Origin of the sequence: Paenibacillus sp. FSL R7-0333, assembly GCF_038000365.1 — a bacterium.
Lineage (GTDB): Bacteria > Bacillota > Bacilli > Paenibacillales > Paenibacillaceae > Paenibacillus_AQ > Paenibacillus_AQ silagei.
The window spans coordinates 3,271,096-3,291,184 of sequence record NZ_JBBOBZ010000001.1 but is presented as its reverse complement, the minus strand read 5'-3'; the positions used below and the strand labels follow the sequence as shown (position 1 = coordinate 3,291,184).

Sequence of the window (20,089 nt, the reverse complement as noted above, 5' to 3'; positions counted from 1 at the left end):
TTAGATGTACTATTTCCACTTAGATGATCCGCCGCGCGCCACTCACGCCTATAATTTCTATTCAAAAAGCCCCAAACCCGGCAATCAACCAGGTTTGGGGCTATATACGGTTTGGGGCTGTCAACTATTGCAGAACCACGGTGTCTCCTGCCTTCAGTCCCGACAGCACCTCTGTTTTATCGGTTGTTTCCATTCCAGTCTTGATCTCTTTGCGTTCGTATTGGCCGTTTCCTTTGTCCACCATAACGAAGGCCAGATCCCCTTCACGGATGACGGCGATATTGGATACAACTACCGCCTTCTCTTTGCGCGAGGTCTCGACGTCTCCGCTCAGACTAAGGCCGCCCATCAAATGCTCGTCCGGCTGCATGGAGATGACCACCTCGAATTGCGGAAGCTGGCCAGCTGTGTTCTGTCCGGTGGTCGTCGTGGCGAACTTGGCCACTCCGGTTACCTCTCCGTCCAGGACCAGATCTTTTACGGCGGTCATCTTCACCTTCACCTTCATGCCCTTTTTGATACGGAAGATATCCTGCTCCCCGACCTGTGCTATGAACTCTACTTTGTTCGTGTCCACAATCTTACCGATGTACTGATTGTCGGTGACGGTCTGCGGCCGTTCCGTACTGCTGTCGAAGAGGAAGATCCCGTTCTCCGGAGCATGGTATACCGCAGTGTTCAGCTTCGCCTTCTTCTCCGTAAGCTCTTTGGCTTGAATCTCGGCATTCACCTGGTTCAGCTCATCGCTCAGACGGGCGGTTTCCTGGGCAGCCAGGGCCTTCAGCCGTTCCGCTTCTGTACCGGCCGGGGCCGAGGAATCATCCTCCTGCTGCGCGACAAAAGCATTCAGCTCCCCTTCCAGCTTCGCCTTGCGGGCGGCTGCCTCAGCCGTGGCAATCTCATTACGGAGTGTGCTCTGATCCAGGGTGAAGAGCACCTGGCCCTTCTTCACCTGGGCCCCGTTCTCCACCTTCCAGGCCGTAACCTTGGAGGCAAAGGGGGCATAGACCAGCGTCTCCTTCTGGTATTGCGATCTGCCTTTGATCTGTACGGAGCTGGTTAACGTCTCTTCCGTTACCGGGAAGCTGATCACCTGCATCGGTTCAGGCGGGAGATCAGCGGTCTCATCAGCCTTGAAGAATTTGGTATATCCGAAATAACCGGCAGTTCCGATGATACCTAAGATTATGATCCATTTCAGGCTCTTCTTTAGAGTCCTCTTCATCGTTTCGGCTTCCTTTCTAGCTTAGGGTTAGTCTCGTTTAATAGCGGTTAATGCATCGGTTCTGGAGGCACTGATCGCCGGATATATCCCCGACAGTACACCCGTCATAATGGCAAAGGAGATGCCGACTGGCAGATTCATCGCCGGAATGAAGAAATTCATCCCGTCCCCTGCACTGCCTACCAGCTTGTTGAGCCCCATCACAATGAGATAGGAGAATGCAACACCCAGCATGCCCCCGAGCAGCCCCAGAAGCGCAGCTTCGGTAATGAACATGTTACGGATCTGCCCCATGTTAGCCCCCAGGACCTTCATAATCCCGATCTGGCGACGCCGCTGATGGGTGGACATGGTCATGGCCACTATGATGGAGATGGAAGCGATGATCAGGATGAATACCCCGATGCCGAGAGCCGCCATTTTGATCATATCGAATTGCTCCTTCAGCATCTCCTGCTGGAACAGATTGTCTTGAGCGTTCAGGGACAGCTTCTGAATCATCTGCTCCACCGGCTTGATGTTCGCCACATCGTCCACCTTGACTGTAATCGAGTTGTAGCTGCCCTCCGGCGGGAGAGTTAGCACACTGGTGGTAGAATTATCGAACGCAAGCTCCTTGGAGAGCTGCTGTGCGGTCTCGGGAGACACATACATAATCTTCTCATAGGATGACCGCATTTCATCCATCCCCTTGGGAAGCGCCAGAATTCCGGAGATCTGCAGGGGTGAGCTAAGCTTGAACACCGGGGATGTAGAGCTGTAGTCCTGCGCCTGAATCTGAACCTGCTTGCGGTACAATTCAGTAGGCACAGTGGCCATTTTTTCATATTGCTGGTACAGCTCCTGGTTGAACGGATCCGCACTCATCTGATCGAACAGCTTCTGCCGGGTCTCCAGGTCAATCAGGCCCAGTGTAGCCCCGTGATTGAGCACAATGGATCCGAGCTGGCCATTCGCCCCTCCCTGCTTGAACTTGTGGTCGTACGCCGTCAGCTTCTGCAGATCGGCGACAACGACCTGAACATCGGAGATCTTGTTGTCTATGGTCACCATCTGCAGATATCCTGCTTGATGAAAAGGCGAAGCCGCCTTCACATGATTCAGCCCCTGGATGATCTTCAGCTTCTGATCGGTCAGCTTGCCGGGGTCGAGGTTCTCATTCACCTCACCCGATCCGCCGCCCCCGCCTCCGTTCTTCCCGTTCGTTGGAAGTCCTCCGCCGGGCGAGACTGTAATCTCATCCATTTTGAAGTTGGCATTAACTTGTTCCGTTACATAGACCTGTGCAGATTGGCCTACGCTCAAAGCCACGATAATTGCTGCGCAGCCGATGGATATCCCGGTCATACATAGACCTGTAACCACCTTGCGCCGTTTGACCTGTTCCCAGGCCATCCGTGAAATGTCTCTGATCTTCACGGCTTCCCTCCCTCTGCAGGATCAGCTTCCTCAGCGGTCTGGTGTTCAGGTTCCTCAGCCGGCGGATCTTCATCCGCTCCTGCTGTCTGCGGTACTGGCTCTACAGCTTCCTGTTCAGCTCCTGCAGCTAATTGTTCTTCAACCTCTACCATGGTCTGCGGTTCAGCTTCCTCAGCGATTTGCTCTTCAACCTGTACTTCTGTCTGCGTCTCAAGCTGCGGTTCTATTTGCGGTTCTGTATCTGCTTGCGGTTTTGCCTGCGATTCAGTGACCAGGAAGCCGTCCTTCAGCGTGAAAATCCGCTGCATTTGTTCAGCCACCTTGTATTCATGAGTAACGACAATAAAAGTCGTCTTCATCGTCCGGTTCAGGTTCAGCAGAATACCGATAATTTCTTCTTCAGTCTTGGAATCCAGATTCCCCGTCGGTTCATCGGCGAAGATGACCGACGGCTCTGTGATCAGCGACCGGGCGATACTGACCCGCTGCTGCTGTCCTCCGGAGAGCTGCGAGGGGAAGAGATCCGCCTTGTCGGGAATTCCCACCTGCTCCAGCAGCGCCAGCGCCTTGGCCTTGCGTGCCCTGGGAGAGACTGACTGGAAGACCAGCGGCAGCTCCACGTTCTCGCGGACCGTCAGGCTGGTAATTAGCTCATAGGCCTGAAAAATAAATCCGATATTCTTGCGGCGGAACTCGGCCAGCTTATTCTCGCCCATTTTCACAATGTCCTGATCAGCAATGTAGATATGACCTTCCGTGGGCTTCATCAAGCCGGCCATGAGGTTGAGAAGCGTGGACTTCCCGGAACCTGAACTGCCCAGCAGGGCAACCATTTCTCCTTTTTTGACGGAAAAATTGATTTTATGAAGAACGGAGGTCCATTCATTACCGCTTTTGTACGAATGCGTAATATCTTCAACACGCAACATGGAAGCTGCTCCTTTTTTAAAAATACAAGAATGTTTTAGTTAAGCGAATGACGATTATTCCTGTGTCTTGTTCGGAACCACGTTGGTGACTCCAAAGGCCTGGCTGCCCAGCATCAGACGTTCACCCTGGAATTCATCATAGAAGGCTAACTTATAAGCGCCGCCGTCCATCGTCTTGTACACGGGTCTGCTGAGGGAGAAGGAATACTGGTTGTTCGTCCCTTCAATCAGGTCTGTGCCCAGTGTAAGAACCTTCTCGGTCGCGATGCCGAACGGATCGGTAATCTGCAGAATCAGCTTATGCTCCAGCACGCCTGCATCGTAGAGGTTATCCTTCCTCAGGCTGTAATTCATAGTAATATCCAGGGTATCCGATGACTTCACCCGCTTGCCTTCAGAGGTCAGAACAGAAATCGTATAAGGATATAATGCCGTTGATTCCAGCGTATTCTTCGGTACGTTAGCCTGCGGATTCAGCTGAAGTGCTGCCACATTGACGAATCCGGTCGCTTCCTCCTTGGCCTCGATCAGCTTACCCTCTTTGATACCGGAACCGAGGTAGAGTGAGACATCCGCGAGGTCCGTAGCCTTAGGCACCTTGGCCCACAGGACCACGAGCTGCTTGGCACCCGGAGACGCGCTGTTCTCCGACTGGCTGGTGCCCGCTTCGAAATACTGGCCGTCCTTGGTCTTATAGTAAGCCTGGAGACGGGCCATTTTGCTCTGTCTTTTCTCCTCACTACTCAGATAGAGCTCTGTGTACACCAGATTGTGGCTCTCCCCTTGATAGATCGTTGTCCGGTTCTCCTGTACACTGGCCGTTTTGCCTTTGCCGCTAATGGTGTAGCTCTTGCCCTTCTCGATGGTCGGAATACTGTTAATCGAGTTGTTGACGCTGACATCCAGGAACGGAACGGTCTCTGAATTCTGTGTGCCGTTCAGGGCAATCCGCATATTCTGAAACTCTGAGGTATAGGCGATTTTGCCGAGTACATACAGATCCGCCGACTTCCCTGGCGCAAGGACAGAAGCATCCTTATTGTCCATATACAGCTCTGTAGTCACGGGCAGATTCTCTTTATCCAGCTTAATGGTTCCCTTCAGCTCAGGCAGCGTAAGAGACACGTTCTGGGTATTGGTGATTCTCAGTCTGGCAGCTACGATATCATCATCTCTCCAAGGATAACGCTGCAGAGACTCTATACTGTACGAGAAGGATCCGTATGAATTCGTGGTCATATACTCCTGGCCGGTCGTTACCTCCGTACGCAGGGCATAAGGAATGACGAAATAGGCTACCGGGAAAACCATTTTGGCAGTCGGTGTTGCAGGAGGCGAAGTGGACGGCGTTCCGGTATTCCCGGTATTTCCGGTTGTCTCGCCGGTTCCGCTCGGTTCAGGCATACTTGAGCTCTCTGCGCCTACTGATTCGATCATCATAAGCTGCAATCCGGATTGATCGACTTCAAGCGGTACGCGAACCGTAAGCGGTACAATTTTGGTCTCTAGCGGCTTGAGGGTGACTCCGCTTACGCCTTTGGAGTTCACCGGAAAAACCTTGCCCTTCACCGATTTGACTGCCAGGTCGTAGCTTGGCAGGGTTACCGCCTTGTTGCCGGTATTCTTAAGCTGCATCTGGAACGTCCATACCGCATCTGCATCCTGTGCGTACACATTGGCATTGCTGAGCAGCGTGTCTACCGTGTTGTTATTTACTACAATCTTTTTGACTACCCCGCTGCCCACTACCAGATTAGGCGAGCTTGCTGCGGGCAGCTTATAAGAGGATTTAGCCAGCTCCAGCTTCGTGGTCTCGTCTCTCTGCGTGAATTGCAGCTTCATATTATCTGTTTTGAGATAGGCCGGGATTTCCGTAATATAATAAATGCTCCGTTTCTCCTGCGGCTGAATCTTGTAATCCGCCTGTGTACCGCTCAGCGCCAGCTCGAAGGAGGTGCCGCTCGCAGATACCAGATACGCCGAATAGCCCGGATCACTGAGGACTTTATTGCCCTTGTTGGTCAGACTGACCCCTACTTTGGCATAGACCTTGCCGCTGTATTTGTAGAGCTGGAGGGAGTCAGCACTGGCCGCGACGGGAATGTCGTTCATGACTGTACTTAGGCTTGTTCCAACTGCAGCCGTAGTTGAATAATTAGCGGGCACTCCAAAAGATCCCGTCTGCTTCAGATACCCCTTCGTCTTGGCATCCCAGACCAGCATCGAGATTTTGATCCCCTGCAAAGAGGAGGTTTGTCCCACATTTACATAATAGGTCACGCTAAGGGTTTCTTTGGCGCCAACTTTCTTCTTCAGGGCATCCGCACCTAAGGGATTACCTGGAAGTACTGATCCTCCCGGAGTGACAACGCGTGAGAAATAATGCATCAGGCTTGCGCTTGAATTGCCGGAATTCGTATATTTAAGTGTGTACGACAAGATGTTTCCGCTGGACTGGCTCCATATGTTGATATTCTCTAGTACTGCGGTCACTCCGGCACCCATGGGAACGGAATTGAACTTGAATGCCGCCGGAGCGGATACTGCGGGGGCCTTCGCCGCCGGGGCTGCATGTGCAGCAGGCGCAGTGATGCTGCCAGCCGCCTGGCCGGCAACGAGTGAACTCACCAGCAATGCAGCATATGTAACTCTATACTTTCTCATTTATTTCCCTCCAGATGTATTTACTAGCAATAGTATAGTTGCTTGGCGCGTGGAATTTGTATCCACTTTGTAACCCTTTGTATCCATTTGTAACTTTCTGTCACCTAACCAAGGCTATCGCGGCGTGAACTCTGCCATAAATGTAACAAACTTTCTTAATACTTGGTCCTAAAATGGCTTGATTCTACGAGTTGAAGGAACGTCTGTATTGGTTCGGCGGCATCCCTTCGAGCTGTCTGAACACCTTGATGAAATAACTGGATTGTTGAAAGCCGCTTTGCAGGGCAATTTGTGCAACGGACAGCTTGGTGGAGGCCAGCAGCAGCTTGGCCCGGGCCATCCGGCAATCGCTCAAATACCGGTTCGGCGTCTTACCCATAATGCTGCGGAACAGGCGGAGAAAATGATAGCTGCTATAACCGGCAAGTCTGGCCATAGACTCCAGCGTCCAGGGCCGCTCACACTCACTATAGATCCTGTCGGCGGTAAGCCGGATGGAATGCCGGATCTCCAGCGGAACGGAGCCGTGGAGCGGCTCGGTGTTCTGCATCAGCGTAACCAGAATCTCATAGAGCAGTGTGGAGAGGCGCGGTTCACTCCGGGTCTCATAGCCTGCACTGAGCTGGTACATTTCCTCGAAGAGCGCTTCATAACCGGTGCCGGGATCGAAGGTGAAGAAGTAGCCGCGTGACTGATCCGCCTCCTCCAGCATAGGCAGAGGCATCGCCGTGGCGAAGTGCATCCAGCGCACATCCCAGGCGGCGCCGGGATCAGAACCGTACTGCTGATAAGCCCCTCTGGGAAAAAGAAAGCCGCTGCCCCGCCTCATGGATATCCGCTCCCCTCCCTGAAATACATACCCTTCTCCCCCGAAAACCATGTGGAGATTATAGCTGTTCAGGAACCCCTCGCTTCTGCGCTCTGCATGCTCAGGGAAGTCGCTGTAATGCCCCAGCATCTCCGGATAACATACATAGTAGGCATAAGCAGGCTGCGGCAGAACCCAGTGTTTTCTCATGTGAATCTCCTCCTGCCCTGCGCTGAATCAAGCACGCAATATAATGATATAATAGCAATATTCTGTTATATAAGTGGATACACTGCTGATAATACAATAGATTGGTAGCTTAATGAAAGCATATTTTTACACTTGGAGGTTAAGATGAAGAAACCTGTTGCAGCAGAACGATTTGAACTGGGCGTCTGCTATTATCCCGAGCACTGGCCTGAATCCATGTGGGCTGACGATTACCGGCGTATGGTTGAAACCGGATTCACCATTGTACGTCTGGCTGAGTTCGCCTGGTCCATTTTTGAACCGGAGGAAGGCGTGTTTCAATACGATCTGTTTGACCGTGCGGTCGACATGGCACACAGCTACGGGCTGAAGGTCATTCTGGGAACGCCTACGGCCACTCCGCCTGCCTGGCTTACAGAGAAGTACCCTGAGGCCTTGAATGTTACTTATGAAGGTGTGACGCTACAGCACGGCATGCGCCGCCATTACAACTACAGCAGTCCCAAATACCGTGAGCTATGTGCCCGGATTGTAACGAAGCTCGCCGAACATTACGGCAATCATCCCGGCGTCGTGGGCTGGCAGATTGACAACGAGCTGAACTGTGAGATCAATGTATTCTACTCGGAGAGTGATCATCAGGCCTTCCGCCTCTGGCTGCAGGAGAAGTATGTCACCTTGGACAAGCTTAATCAGGCTTGGGGCACGGTGTTCTGGAATCAGACCTATACAAGCTGGTCACAGGTCTGCCTCACCCGGCCTACTCCTTCACCGAATCAGCCGAATCCGCACCAGGCTCTGGATGAGAAGCGCTTCATCTCGGATAACACCATCCATTTCGCCAAAATCCAGGCAGATATCCTCCGGGAATTGGCCCCTAATCAGTGGGTTACCACAAACGGGCTGTTCGGACATCTGGACAGCCATGAGCTGAATGACGAGCTGCTGGATTTCTTCAGCTATGACTCATATCCGCAGTTCTCCACCATCGGCTTCGATCCGTCTGAGGTGAACCCGATGCTTGACCGCGGCTGGGGACTGTCCCTGTCAGCAGTACGTTCGGTCAGCAGCAACTTCTGTGTCATGGAGCAGCAATCCGGTCCGGGGGGCTGGGTCAACCGGCTGGACATGCCTTCACCGAAGCCGGGACAGATGCGGCTATGGACCTACCAGTCCGTCGCCCACGGCGCTGACATGCTGCTCTATTTCCGCTGGCGGACCGCCACCATGGGCAATGAGATCTATTGGCACGGCTTGAACGACTACCATAACCAGCCTAACCGGCGGGTAAGAGAAGCGGAGCAGATCGGCCGCGAGCTGGCAAGCATCGGGCAGCAGTTCATCGGCAGCCGGACTCAGGCGAGCGTTGCTATCGTGCGTGATTATGACAATGAGTGGGACGGGGAATATGATGTCTGGCACGGCCCGTTCATGTGGCAGAGCAACAAGGAATGGTTCAAGGCTCTGCAGCGGAAGCATATTCCGAATGACGTTCTGTACCTGCGCAGCCATACAACCCTTGCAGAGCTTGCCCGTTATGAAGTGCTGGTCTACCCGCATCCGGCGATTATGACCGATGATACGGCGGCCCTGCTGGACCAGTATGTACAGCAAGGCGGGAAGCTGGTCTTCGGCTGCCGCACTGGCTACAAGGATATTACCGGACAATGCTACATGCGGCCTTTTCCCGGAGCGGCGCAGGAGATGTGCGGGGTAACCGTGGAAGAATTCACGCTGGTAAAAGGAACGCGCAAGCCTACCTCCATCCGCTGGAACCATGCTCCTGAGGCGCTGACCGGTGCAGATGCCTTCAATGACATCCTGCATGTAGAAGAAGACAGTGTCCAGGTCATGGCAACCTATGCGACCGACTACTATGCCGGCAAACCGGCGGTAACCCGCAACACCAGAGGCAAAGGCGAAGTATGGTATTACGGCGCTGTGTTCAATGAGCCTGCTGTGCTGCAGATGCTTGGCGGTCTGGGTCTGGTCTCGCCAGCCGCCGATTGGGCGGAGCTGCCGCCAGAGGTTGAATTGCAGATTCGTGCCACGGGGGAAGACGCCTCTTCCGGTGTCGCCTTCCTGCTCAACTACAGCGAAGAACCGGCACAGATTGGGCTTAAGTCAGCCAAGACGGACCTCTTAAGCGGCCAGACCCTGTCGGGCAGCTATATGATGGAAGGGTTCGGCGTACTGGTCTTGAAATAACCATGAACTCCAAAAGGGTTCCGCTGCCGCAGATCGCTCTGCGGACGGCGGAACCCTTTTACAATTACAGCTCATATTCCCTTGCAATTCGCTATGAATTATTAGATATTAATACAATGTATTTCTGTTCGTAGCGTACCATTTAGAGATAAGTGTATTCTGTGCAACTAAAAACAGTGACACGGAAGGCTTTCCTCTTCTAACTGTATTCTGTACAACTAAATCTGCCACGATGGGCGAAAATCAAGGTATAGGGGGCATTTAATTGCTCGAAATACACCTAAATAGAGATTCAGCGACATATAGGGCAATTTAGTTGTACAGATTGCAATTAAGCCTACCTTATGCACTCTAATCGGGGCGCGAACTTAGGCTGATCCTGCACCCGTTGCCGACTTCTACTCTTACATTCAAGTAATTGATTGTATTTCCTGCAATAGAAAACGCATTGCTGACCGTAAAATAAGAGTCTATTGTATTTCATACATTAGAATGTTGTGTTTTGGGTGAAAAACGGCCTTTTTTCAACATTCCATTGTACAGAATACAATAGATTCTATTTCGAATCCTTTTTTACAGCATTCTATTGTACAAAATGCAGTTGCTAGCGTTCCAGCGCCTACAGTATCCGAAGGACTGCTGCGGGAATGGGGCGCTGGCTCGTTAAGGTCTGATACTAGTTGTTATTCCATTACCCAGAAGGAGCATGCCCATGAAGCCAGAATCCATTCATCAGGAGCCGCTGTCCGGCGGCAGCCTGGTTACAGATAGCCCAAGTGTGCCGGAGAGCAGCGATACGTTCTGGCAAGGGGTCAAGGACTGCTTACCCACGCTGCTCGGCTACTTAAGCATCGGGTTCGCCGCAGGTGTTGTGGAGAAAACAGCGGGGCTGACCCTTGCCGAAATCGCCATGATCTCCATCATCCTGTACGCCGGTTCGGCCCAGTTTATTGCCGCTGGCATGATTGCCGCCGGGAGCAGCGCCTCCGGTATTGTCATTACGATTCTGCTGGTTAACCTGCGGCATCTGCTGTTAAGCGCAGCTTTGTCGCCTTACTTCCGCCACCTGACCCCGCTGCGCAACCTGCTGATCGGCTCGCTGCTCACAGATGAGACCTTCGGCGTAGCCATTCAGAAGAGCGCCGCAAGGAAGCAGATCAGCGAGAGATGGATGCACGGCCTGAATATTACCGCTTATCTGAACTGGTTCCTGGCCAATATCGCCGGCGCTATTCTCGGTCAATGGATATCCAGTCCCGAGAAGTGGGGACTGGATTTCGCCCTGCCGGCTATGTTCATCGGGCTGCTGGTCCTGACCATTATGGGACGGCGCAAGTATAGACTGGATATCACTGTCGGCTTAGCGGCTGTTGTTGTTGCCGTACTCGTCTCTGTGCTGTGGTCACCCAGCATGGGCGTTATAGCTGCAGCGCTGGTAGCCTCAACGATTGGAGTGGTGATGGAACAATGGAAATAAGACTGGATATTGCTATAATCATTCTCGGAGCCGCCCTCGTCACCTTCATTCCGCGTGTCCTTCCGCTGATGCTGCTGAGCCGGATGACGATCCCGGAATGGGGCATGCGCTGGCTAAGCTACGTGCCGATTGCTGTCATGGCTGCACTGGTTGCCCAAGAGCTGCTCGTAACCGGCGGCAGGTTCGCAGTCCTGTCCACCAATGTGGAGCTAATCGCCGCCCTCCCCACTTTCTGGGTAGCCGTCAAGACCCGCAGCCTGCTGGCTACCGTATTGACCGGTATTGTGACACTGATGCTACTGCGTCTGCTGTTCTGACCCTGTCCACTGGATACGCTGTACGATCACTTTCAGGCTACGGGTGCTAATCTTGCCTGCCCTCCAGCTGCAATACTCTCTTAATGAAGCTGCCTATGTTCCCGATGGCCTGCTGCGCTTCAGGAAGCATGGCAGCCATCAGCTGAAAGGCGCACCACATGTTCTTCCAGATTTGAAGTTCTATAGTGATGCCCGCCGCCTTTGCCTGTTCAGCCAAGCGTTCTGCATCACTCAGCAGCACCTCATGATCTCCCGCCTGTATGAGCAGGGGCGGCAAGCCCCGTAGATCCATTCTTAATGGTGATAATATTGCAGGCCACGCACCGCCATAGTCCCCCATAAATTCCTCAATCATTCTCTGATTCGCTTCCCGGCTTCCTGTCGGGTCCGTTCCCGCACGGCTGTCATAAGACTCCCCGTCCAAATGAATAAGGTCGGCATGGGGAGATAGCAGACATGCACCGGCAGGGAGCTTGTCCCCCTGGTCCCGCAGCGTAATCAAGGTCATCAGCGCAAGCGTGGCTCCGACGGACTCTCCGCAGACTATAATATTCCCGGCATGAACGCCCCGTTCCAGCAGCCAGTGGTACGCTGCAAGGCAATCCTCATTGGCTGCAGGGAAACAGAACTCCGGTGCAAGCCGGTACTCCACAGTGAAGACGGCAATTCCCCCAGCTGCTTCAGATATACGGGCTGCCAGATCCCTATAGATCTCGCAGCTGCCAGACACAAACCCTCCGCCGTGATAATAAAGAATTACCTTGTTCTCCAAGTGTTGCGATTGTCCTTCACCTTGTAGACTTTTCCCCTCCGCTCTGACCCACTCTCCGCTGAAGGTCTCCACCTCAACCGGTTCAACCTTCACGCCTTCAAGTAAGGGTAATTGCCTGGAAGCTTCGAGAGCCGCCGCACGGATCTCCTGAACCGGTCTTCTGGAGTAACTATTATTGCTTTTCAGATACGCTGTAATGGCCTGCAACTGTTCAATCGGGGTACTGCTCGGATACAACATACGTGTAATTCCTCCTATTATCCTGGGATGCCCATACTATAAACCCTGTAGCTATGTACAGAGTCAAGCGGCAATCCCGGCAGAATTACAGGTGGCAACAGATTAATCATTCATGTTCAACATATTAAGAGTATCCTGCACGCCCGGGTGCCTGTCCTGAACCAGAAGGCCGGACTTCAGTGCTTCAAGCTGTCTGCGTGTCTCGTTCCGCCGGGCAATCTCCAGATCGACAGCGGCGATCTTCCGCTCAATGACTTCGATGAAATCACTGATTCCTATGCTGCGGTCTGCAGATTTAACGAGTGCCTTCTTGATCTCCTGGAGTGTGAACCCGCAGCTCTTGGCATTACGGATAAAAGCGATCCGGAGGAGCGTCTCCTCCGGGTACAGCCGATACCCGCCTGCTGAACGCTGCGGCAGCGGGATCAGACCCTTCTTCTCATAAAACCTGAGCGTCTCCATATTAATCTGAGCCTCTTTAGCCAGCTCACCGCGCAGATAAGTGGTCACAGCTGCTGCTCCTTCCCAATATTCGCTGAACGTAATGATTCACCTACAGCTTCAACTGCTCCTTAAGTGCTGCCGCCTCAGCGGCAGTAAGTTCAGGCAGCTCCTCCTCCGTATAGCGGGCCTTGTTATATAGGCCGAGCAGCCGGTCATTAACAGAGGCCTCTCCGCCAGAGTGCTTGCTCGAGCGCTTCTGGCCTTGCGACCAGGCGGCTACATCAGCTGCTGTCTCCTGCGGGGTCAGGTAGGGCTTCACCTCATACCCTTCCGCATGTCTGGCCCGCAGCCAGTGCCGGTACAGCCAGCGGATGCGCTCACGGCTTCCGTCCATCCCCTCCCAGCGGTCCCGGCGGCTGGCAGGTGTCAGCTTGGAACGCACGTATTGGCGGAAGTCCTGAACGGTCTGCTCCCAGTTGAACAGGCTGGTCTCCTCATCCTGATACCCGGCAGCCGCAGGTGTCTCTCTGCGCAGCAGGGACAGCAGCCTGTCCATCGCTCTGCGCAGGATACCTCCTGTATTTCTGTACAACCAACGCAGAATAAAATACATCAGGGCAAGAATGGCTGCCGCACCCAGAATATAGAAGCCTATATTTAAAATCATCGACAGCAATCCCGGTTCACCCGGCTCCGCAGCCGGCATGGCAGGGATAGCTTCAGGCGGTGCTTCAGCTGGCGGTGCCTCCTCGGAACCGGAGGATAACCGGCTGAGCCAGGCGAAGAATGCCCGCGTCATATTCCACAGCAGCATCCCAACCGCCCTACCGCCCCCCGCTGCAAGCAGTGCTGCCAGGATAATGAAGCCGACCACGAACATCCGGTTATGCCGCCGCAGTCCTTGAGGCAGATTTCCTGCACCTCCGTTCAAGGAGCTATAACGCAGGTGGGTGCTGTTCGTAGCCAGCAGTGCCAGGATCAGGCACAAGCTGCCGCTCCAGGTGAGCACCGGTGCACTCGGCTGGAGACCGGGAATGCGCGAGAAGGCAATCGAAGCGACAAAATACAGCATGATCCCGCTGATATACAGCCACAGCCGGTTCACCCGTGCGGCTGCTGTCATGCCAAGGAAGGCAGACACTGCCGCTCCCGCTGCCAGCGGAAGACCTATAAGTGTCAGCGTACCGGTTAACGCCGCTGATATAGCTCCGAGAACCAGCGCCGCGAGCAGCTGCTTCCAGCGGCGGTTGCATATCTCTCGCAGCAGCACACCGGCTGCGGCCAGTACCGGCAGCAGATAGATCCAGCGCAGCGCCTCGGCCTCCGGCTGGAAATAAGTCTGGAGCACCAGCCATACCGGGAGCAGCAGCAGCCATTCGATGAAGGCTGCCATCCATATGGCGTAATTTTCTTTGAAGGCATCCGGGATTCGGGAAGTCATAGCTCACCGCCTCCTTCAGAAGGAATATCCAGCCACTCTACACCGTTTCCGAGGAAGCTTAAGCCTGAGGCTGCCATCTGCAGCTCTGCCCCCCGGTGACAGGTAATGATCAGATAATCCTTATCTCCCTCACCCTTATCCGCTTCAATCTCCATCAGCCTGCTCATTGGCACGGTCCGGTCCAGATTCAGTCTGGCCAGCAGGCCAAGGAACTCCTCGGTATGGGCAATGGACCAGGTGTCCACCGAATCTCTCGCCCCGCTGCCGTCCAGTCTTCCATTACTGAGCAGCCGGACCTCAATACCGTGGCTGATCGCATACTCGGCTACAGTCGCTGCATAGCGGATTCCCAGCTCTATACGCTGCACATCAGTAACTGTTCTCCACATGGACTCACTCGTCTCCACGTTCAGGCAGATGACCAGCCGGGAATCGGCGGTGTAATCCTTTTGATGCACCTGCATACTTCCCGTACGGGCTGTCGCTTTCCAGTTAATGCTCGCCAGAGAATCCCCGGCGCTGTATTCTCTTGTACCGGCGGTCAGGAACGGATCTTCGACAATCCAGCGCTTGACCGGCAGCTCTCCAAGCCAGCTGTGAACCGGCAACGGAAGGTCATGGAAACGCAGTAGTCCGGGGTAGACCAGCAGCTCCAGATGAAGCGGGAAGGTCTTGGCGCTGCGGCTCAGTCCGAACAGATCGCCGGTAGTCATGGTTGCCGTCTCCAGGACGAACAGCCCCCGCTCCCTGCAAGTGATATGATGCCGCCGTTTGATATGCCGGAAAGACCTCAGGAAGAACAGGCTGACATGATTCTGGGAAATCTCTCCGCTGCTGATGCCCAGATTCTCCTGGTTACCGAATTCAAGCCCCTTAGCTATGCTGGATTCCAGCCGCAGCCACGGCAGCGACAGCAGCTTCTTGTTCATGATCTCCTCAACCATCTCTACCTGTTCACCGGCATACACCGCTTTGGCAGAGAAGTAACGGGTATAGCTGACCTTCTTCAGCGCATGCCGGTCATAGACCAGCGAGATCAGGACCAGCAGGATGAACGTGCTTGCAATGAACCACGGCAGCGACATGGATCACTCCACCCTTCCGCCTCGTGACAGAACAGCAGGCTCAGCAGGCACCTCAATTTCACGCAGCACCTGAAGCACTACCTCTGCCGACTGGCCTTCACGGACTCCGGGGCCGCGCTGCAGAATCAGCCGGTGCGCCAGCACAGGGACCGCAACTTCTTTGATATCATCCGGGATACAGTAGCTTCTGCCCTGGATCAGTGCGTATCCCTGCGAAGCGCGCAGCAGGGCAAATGCAGCCCGGGGGCTTGCTCCCAGCCGGACCGCCGGGGAGGTGCGGGTAGCCTCAACCACGCGCATCATATAAGCGAGCAGCTCGTCACTGACAGTAACCTCCGCAGCCAGACGTTGAATGTCCTGAATCTGCCGGGCTGTGGCCACCGCAGCGGTATCCTCCAGCGGGTTATTCTGGCGGAATCTCTGGAGGATATGTACCCCTTCCTCAAATGTCGGATACCCGCTGGTAATCCGCATGAGGAACCGGTCCAGCTGCGCTTCCGGCAGCGGAAAGGTCCCCTGGCTGTCCACCGGATTCTGGGTAGCAATGACCAGGAACGGCCGCTCCAGCTCATGCGTCACGCCGTCAATCGTAATCTGCCGCTCCTCCATACACTCCAGCAGGCTGGACTGGGTACGCGGCGTAGCCCGGTTGATCTCATCCGCAAGCAGAATGCTGGCAAATACCGGACCGGGGCGGAATTGAAATTCGCCCGTCTTCTGATTATAGTAATTGATACCGCTTAAGTCGGACGGCAGCAGGTCAGGCGTGAACTGAATCCGCTTGAACGTGCAGTCCAGGGAGCGGGCCAGTGTTTTGGCCAGCAGTGTCTTTCCGGTGCCGGGAACATCCTCCAGCAGCACATGACCATTCGCCAGCAAGGCGGTCAGCAGCAGATTCACGCCGCCCTCTTTGCCCACAATAACTTTTGCCAGATTACTTCGGATCGATTCAATTAAAGCTGTTGCTTCTTGAAGATTCATGAATAATAACACCATCCTATTCCAAAAAAAGGTATGTACACTCTCTTCATCATACCAGAAAGCGTGTTCATTGTAGAATTGGGAGATCTGACAGTCATTCCCCCCTTCTTCGCACCTTCATTCGAATGACGGCTATAAAATAGTAATACATCGGTATGAATTCAATAATCAGCCAAATAATCTGTGTTTTAGACGAATAATAGTCATGTGTATATTTAGCCACATTTTTAGAGTACAGATATGCAATGATAATGGAACAGGACATCATAACCGGAATAAAGTATGTTTTGGCTTTTGGTTTCCAGAGATATAAGGCGCATTTGTATGCTACATAAATTAGAAAGGCGCTGTGAATAAACATTGAAGACGACCATATTCCGATCAGGAGCGGATCCGCATTACCCAAAAGCTCAGCGCTTGAGGAAGAACGGACCAGCTGCAGGTAGGGGTATTGCAGTTCTTTTCCCAGATACGGGCCGAAATTCAGCATTGTCATAGTCCAGCCCAGCAGCATAATGACAATCAGAATCACTGTAGTTACACCGAACCGCTTGAGCATTCTGTTACTGAGCTTAAGCTCAGGAGCAATGAACAGGAACACCACCCATTCTCCCAGCCAGGACAATACAGAAATAGAATCTTTAAAGATGCTGTAAGGATTGTAATAGTGGATAAACGCGGGGAGCATGGAAAAATTAGCATTTTGGATAAACAGGTAAACACTAAACAGAGTCGAAAAACAGAAGATCAGTGCAATTCCATCAGACATATACACGATAGAAGCGAATCCCAAATGAGCCGTGTACATAATTACAAGACCAATGACAATTTGAATAAAAAGCGGCGGAGTGCCGCGCAAATAATTGGCTCCGAAGAACAAAACAAAATTCTGGATATCAAAGGAGACATAATAGATACACCAGCCCAGCAACAGAAATACTATGACCTTATGCAGCCAAAGTCCTACAATTTCGCCACCGAAATCAACCCAGCCAACACCAGGCTTCAGCTTTCCCGTCTGAATGGTAAAAAACAGTGGGATTAATCCAAGAAGTCCGCCCAAAAATAATCCGATCCAACCCTGATAAGAGGAAGACTCGATCAGACTCGGAATCAGAAACATCGTACTTTGGGAACCCATATACACTAACGAGAAACGAGTCATTTGCCACTCTGATGTCCGCATTTCTGTCCCTTCCTTCCCTTATTTCTCTGAACCGAAATCTGCAATCTGAAACTTGGCTGATACCATGATCCGAGCCTTTTTGCTGTAATACTCCAGCCAATGCTCCTTCAGCTTCTTCCATTCCGTAGGATAGTTCCATTCCATCAGCATCCCCAACTGGAGCACATCAGCTTCGGACCGCTGAACTTGATGAAGCGCTTCAGTAATCTCCTTCACCACTTTATCCTGGAGCTTCGTCAACAGAAGGGGGCTCAGCTGTTCCGCCTTCCGTCCCTTGGTATCTTTCAAAAAGGTTAATCCGGCGCGTCCTTTCACCTTCACATGAAAGACAGGGCCGTCAGTAGTCATTCTTACCGAGGTAGAGGCTGAATTGCTGAGAAATACAGTACTCATACTTCCTGTACCTTTATCCTCCCAAGTAATTGTATATACAGGAAATTTGGCATGACCGGCTATCCGGCCGGCGGCCCATGCCAGAGATCGGCCATCCCGGATGTTCAGAATATGCTTCATCCGGTTATCCTGAAACAGCATCACGCCTCCTGAACCGACCCAATATTCCGGCTTGGCTTGCCCCTGAGCTTCGTTCTTCTTACCAAATGTTAAATAATTCATGGCATAGCCCATCCCTGCGGATTCCGCCAGCATACAATCTCTGAGTGTGGTGCTGTACATAATATTTCCCTTAATTATATTCTCCAGTACCTGATCCGGAAATTGCTCGAAGACCGGTGACAGCCGGGGGATCTCTTTCGCTCTGCCTGGAGCCGATATTATGAAGGTCCCAAGCGGAATCTCCGGCTGACGTTTCAACCACTCCAGCAGGTCCCCTATCCCTTGCTTGGCATATTCCCTGCCTACTACTACAACTTTAAGATGGGATACTTCCAGCCTGCGGGACAGATCTTGCTGAATAAGTATGGCAGCCTCTGGTATCGTCGCAGAGGTCTTGGAGACCGTTGAATAGGATTTCCCGTCGCCTGCGCCGCTGCCTCCCTGGGTACCGGACATCAGACGGTTGGGAAGCGGTGAACTGATCGTCAATTCAACCGTGCCGGGCTGCTCGCCTGCGTCAACATACAAACCGTAGATGAAGGTTAGCTCGTCAAGCTCAATCTTGGACCAACAGCCGGTCAGATTCAGCAGCAATGCTGCCACAAGAATTACCTTGAGGAGCTTCATGGCTTTTGTCTCCTTTTATTCATAGTGTTCGTGTAAGAGGTGCTTCGCTGCTTCATATATTGGATGGGTACACGAATGAGAGTGTCCTTCCAGTCCTTCATTACTAACGGAGCTATAGGCTGTAGAAAAGGTGAACCGAATGACTTCAGGTTAGCCAGATGACCGTATATAACAAAAACAGCACAAAACACACCAAGCAGTCCCATCGTCCCTCCCAGCACCAGCAGCAGAAACCGTAAGAGCCTAAAGGCTAAGCCTAGCTCAAGATGCGGAATGATATAGGAAGCAATCCCTGTTATAGAGACAACGATAACCATGGGTGCAGAGACGATCCCCGCCTGTACAGCAGCCTGTCCAATGACAATACCTCCGATGATTGAGACGGTCTGACCCACCGGCTTCGGGATCCGGGTTCCTGCTTCACGCAGAGCTTCAAAGGTCAGCTCCATAATTAGCGCCTCTGTGAGTGCGGAGAAGGGAATATTCTCGCGGGCGGAAGCAATCGTAATCAAGAGATCAGAGGGTAATATTTGGGAGTGAAAAGTGGTTATCGCTACGTACAACGCTGGAAGCAACATGGATATTAGCGAGAACACCAGACGGACCACTCTGATCCAGCTGCCAGCATAGAAGCTCTGGTAATAATCCTCGGAGGATTGCAGCAGCGCAAAGAACGTTACAGGTGCCAGCAACGCTGAAGGTGTACCATCCTGCAGTATGCTAACCCTGCCTTCCATTAAGGATGCTGCTACTGAATCAGGGCGCTCTGTATACTGGTAAATAGGAAAAGGAGAAAAATGCTTCTGCCGCATATATTCTGCCAAATAGCTGATGCCCAATATACCGTCAACGGAAAAATGGGTCAGCTTCTCTTCCAGTTCAGACAGGATTTCCGGCTTGCACAAACCTTCTATATAGACCAGGTAGATATCTGTCTTTGTATATTTGCCAACCGTGAAGTGTTTGGTTTTCAGACCGGGGTGTTTAATTTTGTGGCGCAGCAGAGAGAGATTCGTATGAATATCCTCAATGAAAGCTTCCTGGGGGCCGATGACTACTAATTCGTTCTGCGATTCGGATACCGATCTTTTCTGGTAATGAACGATTTCGAAATAATATACGTACGGCAGCCCTTCAATACATAACACTGGGTTCCCGCTGACAATCCGTTCAGCAGCACGTTCAGGATGATAAGACTTCATATACGGAATAGCGAATGCTGATCCATGGTCCAGCCGTTCTATAAAATCCGGCCAGTCGCGCTTGGAGTCCGTTTCAGACTTGAGGGGACTGGTAATGAATTCCTGAAGTTTATACATATCTACTATGGAGGGGATATAGATCAGCATACAGAGATGACCGTATACACGAATCGACTGATAGACCGCATCGTTGCAATCTGCAAGCTGTTGCCTGACAAGCTCAAGAATGTCTGGTTCAGTCATTCTGCTGGCCTCCTTCCGGATTCATAGTTCCAATCTTTCTTGTCCTCGTACCCGGG

General features: G+C 52.6%; 15 protein-coding genes and 1 pseudogene. 3 read left to right on the top strand and 13 right to left on the bottom strand.

All coding sequences use genetic code 11. From position 1 onward, the window contains the following. Positions 1-124: 124 nt before the first annotated feature. The 5 genes and pseudogenes from MKY86_RS13675 to MKY86_RS13655 all read right to left on the bottom strand — a co-directional run bounded on the left by MKY86_RS13675 (position 125) and on the right by MKY86_RS13655 (position 7,255). Positions 125-1,225, bottom strand: a complete 1,101-nt coding sequence (locus MKY86_RS13675) for an efflux RND transporter periplasmic adaptor subunit (RefSeq protein WP_076077973.1) — start codon at positions 1,223-1,225, stop codon at positions 125-127. Between the two features lie 27 nt (positions 1,226-1,252). Continuing rightward, positions 1,253-2,644: an ABC transporter permease gene (locus tag MKY86_RS13670; protein ID WP_340826997.1), complete on the bottom strand. Its 1,392-nt coding sequence runs from the start codon at positions 2,642-2,644 to the stop codon at positions 1,253-1,255. 263 nt (positions 2,645-2,907) lie between these two features. Next, positions 2,908-3,573: pseudogene (locus MKY86_RS13665) on the bottom strand (ABC transporter ATP-binding protein); the annotation flags it as partial. 54 nt (positions 3,574-3,627) lie between these two features. After that, the gene (locus tag MKY86_RS13660; protein WP_076077970.1) at positions 3,628-6,237 is read right to left on the bottom strand and encodes a hypothetical protein; all 2,610 of its coding nucleotides are present in this window, start codon (positions 6,235-6,237) and stop codon (positions 3,628-3,630) included. Positions 6,238-6,421: 184 nt separating this feature from the next. Next, positions 6,422-7,255: a helix-turn-helix transcriptional regulator gene (locus MKY86_RS13655; protein ID WP_076077967.1), complete on the bottom strand. Its 834-nt coding sequence runs from the start codon at positions 7,253-7,255 to the stop codon at positions 6,422-6,424. 144 nt (positions 7,256-7,399) lie between these two features. Here MKY86_RS13655 and MKY86_RS13650 point away from each other — a divergent pair, with 144 nt between their 5' ends. The 3 genes from MKY86_RS13650 to MKY86_RS13640 all read left to right on the top strand — a co-directional run bounded on the left by MKY86_RS13650 (position 7,400) and on the right by MKY86_RS13640 (position 11,257). Continuing rightward, entirely contained in the window at positions 7,400-9,463 is a 2,064-nt protein-coding gene (locus MKY86_RS13650; RefSeq protein WP_076077965.1) for a beta-galactosidase, read from the top strand. A 712-nt stretch (positions 9,464-10,175) separates the two neighbouring features. Then, positions 10,176-10,940 (top strand): AzlC family ABC transporter permease, encoded by a 765-nt coding sequence (locus tag MKY86_RS13645; RefSeq protein ID WP_083684804.1) that lies wholly within the window; start codon positions 10,176-10,178, stop codon positions 10,938-10,940. Continuing rightward, positions 10,931-11,257, top strand: a complete 327-nt coding sequence (locus MKY86_RS13640; RefSeq protein ID WP_076077962.1) for an AzlD domain-containing protein — start codon at positions 10,931-10,933, stop codon at positions 11,255-11,257. Before MKY86_RS13645 ends, MKY86_RS13640 begins: the two co-directional genes overlap by 10 nt. A 46-nt stretch (positions 11,258-11,303) precedes the next feature. Here MKY86_RS13640 and MKY86_RS13635 read toward each other — a convergent pair whose 3' ends face one another. From MKY86_RS13635 to MKY86_RS13600, 8 genes are all read right to left on the bottom strand, one after another. Next, positions 11,304-12,269, bottom strand: a complete 966-nt coding sequence (locus MKY86_RS13635) for an alpha/beta hydrolase (RefSeq protein WP_076077959.1) — start codon at positions 12,267-12,269, stop codon at positions 11,304-11,306. A 102-nt stretch (positions 12,270-12,371) separates the two neighbouring features. Continuing rightward, a complete protein-coding gene (locus tag MKY86_RS13630; RefSeq protein ID WP_076077956.1) occupies positions 12,372-12,779 on the bottom strand; it encodes a MerR family transcriptional regulator in 408 nt (135 codons plus the stop codon). A 43-nt stretch (positions 12,780-12,822) separates the two neighbouring features. Next, positions 12,823-14,154, bottom strand: a complete 1,332-nt coding sequence (locus MKY86_RS13625) for a hypothetical protein (protein ID WP_076077953.1) — start codon at positions 14,152-14,154, stop codon at positions 12,823-12,825. Next, complete coding sequence (locus tag MKY86_RS13620) at positions 14,151-15,239, bottom strand: DUF58 domain-containing protein (RefSeq protein ID WP_076077950.1); 1,089 nt, start codon at positions 15,237-15,239, stop codon at positions 14,151-14,153. Before MKY86_RS13620 ends, MKY86_RS13625 begins: the two co-directional genes overlap by 4 nt. Positions 15,240-15,242: 3 nt before the next feature. Next, a complete protein-coding gene (locus MKY86_RS13615; protein ID WP_076077948.1) occupies positions 15,243-16,220 on the bottom strand; it encodes an AAA family ATPase in 978 nt (325 codons plus the stop codon). A gap of 94 nt (positions 16,221-16,314) precedes the next feature. Continuing rightward, complete coding sequence (locus tag MKY86_RS13610) at positions 16,315-17,406, bottom strand: GerAB/ArcD/ProY family transporter (protein WP_076077945.1); 1,092 nt, start codon at positions 17,404-17,406, stop codon at positions 16,315-16,317. 18 nt (positions 17,407-17,424) lie between these two features. Beyond that, complete coding sequence (locus MKY86_RS13605) at positions 17,425-18,588, bottom strand: Ger(x)C family spore germination protein (protein WP_076077942.1); 1,164 nt, start codon at positions 18,586-18,588, stop codon at positions 17,425-17,427. After that, positions 18,585-20,033, bottom strand: a complete 1,449-nt coding sequence (locus MKY86_RS13600) for a spore germination protein (RefSeq protein WP_076077940.1) — start codon at positions 20,031-20,033, stop codon at positions 18,585-18,587. The genes MKY86_RS13605 and MKY86_RS13600 overlap by 4 nt, the downstream gene beginning before the upstream one ends. Positions 20,034-20,089 lie beyond the last annotated feature (56 nt).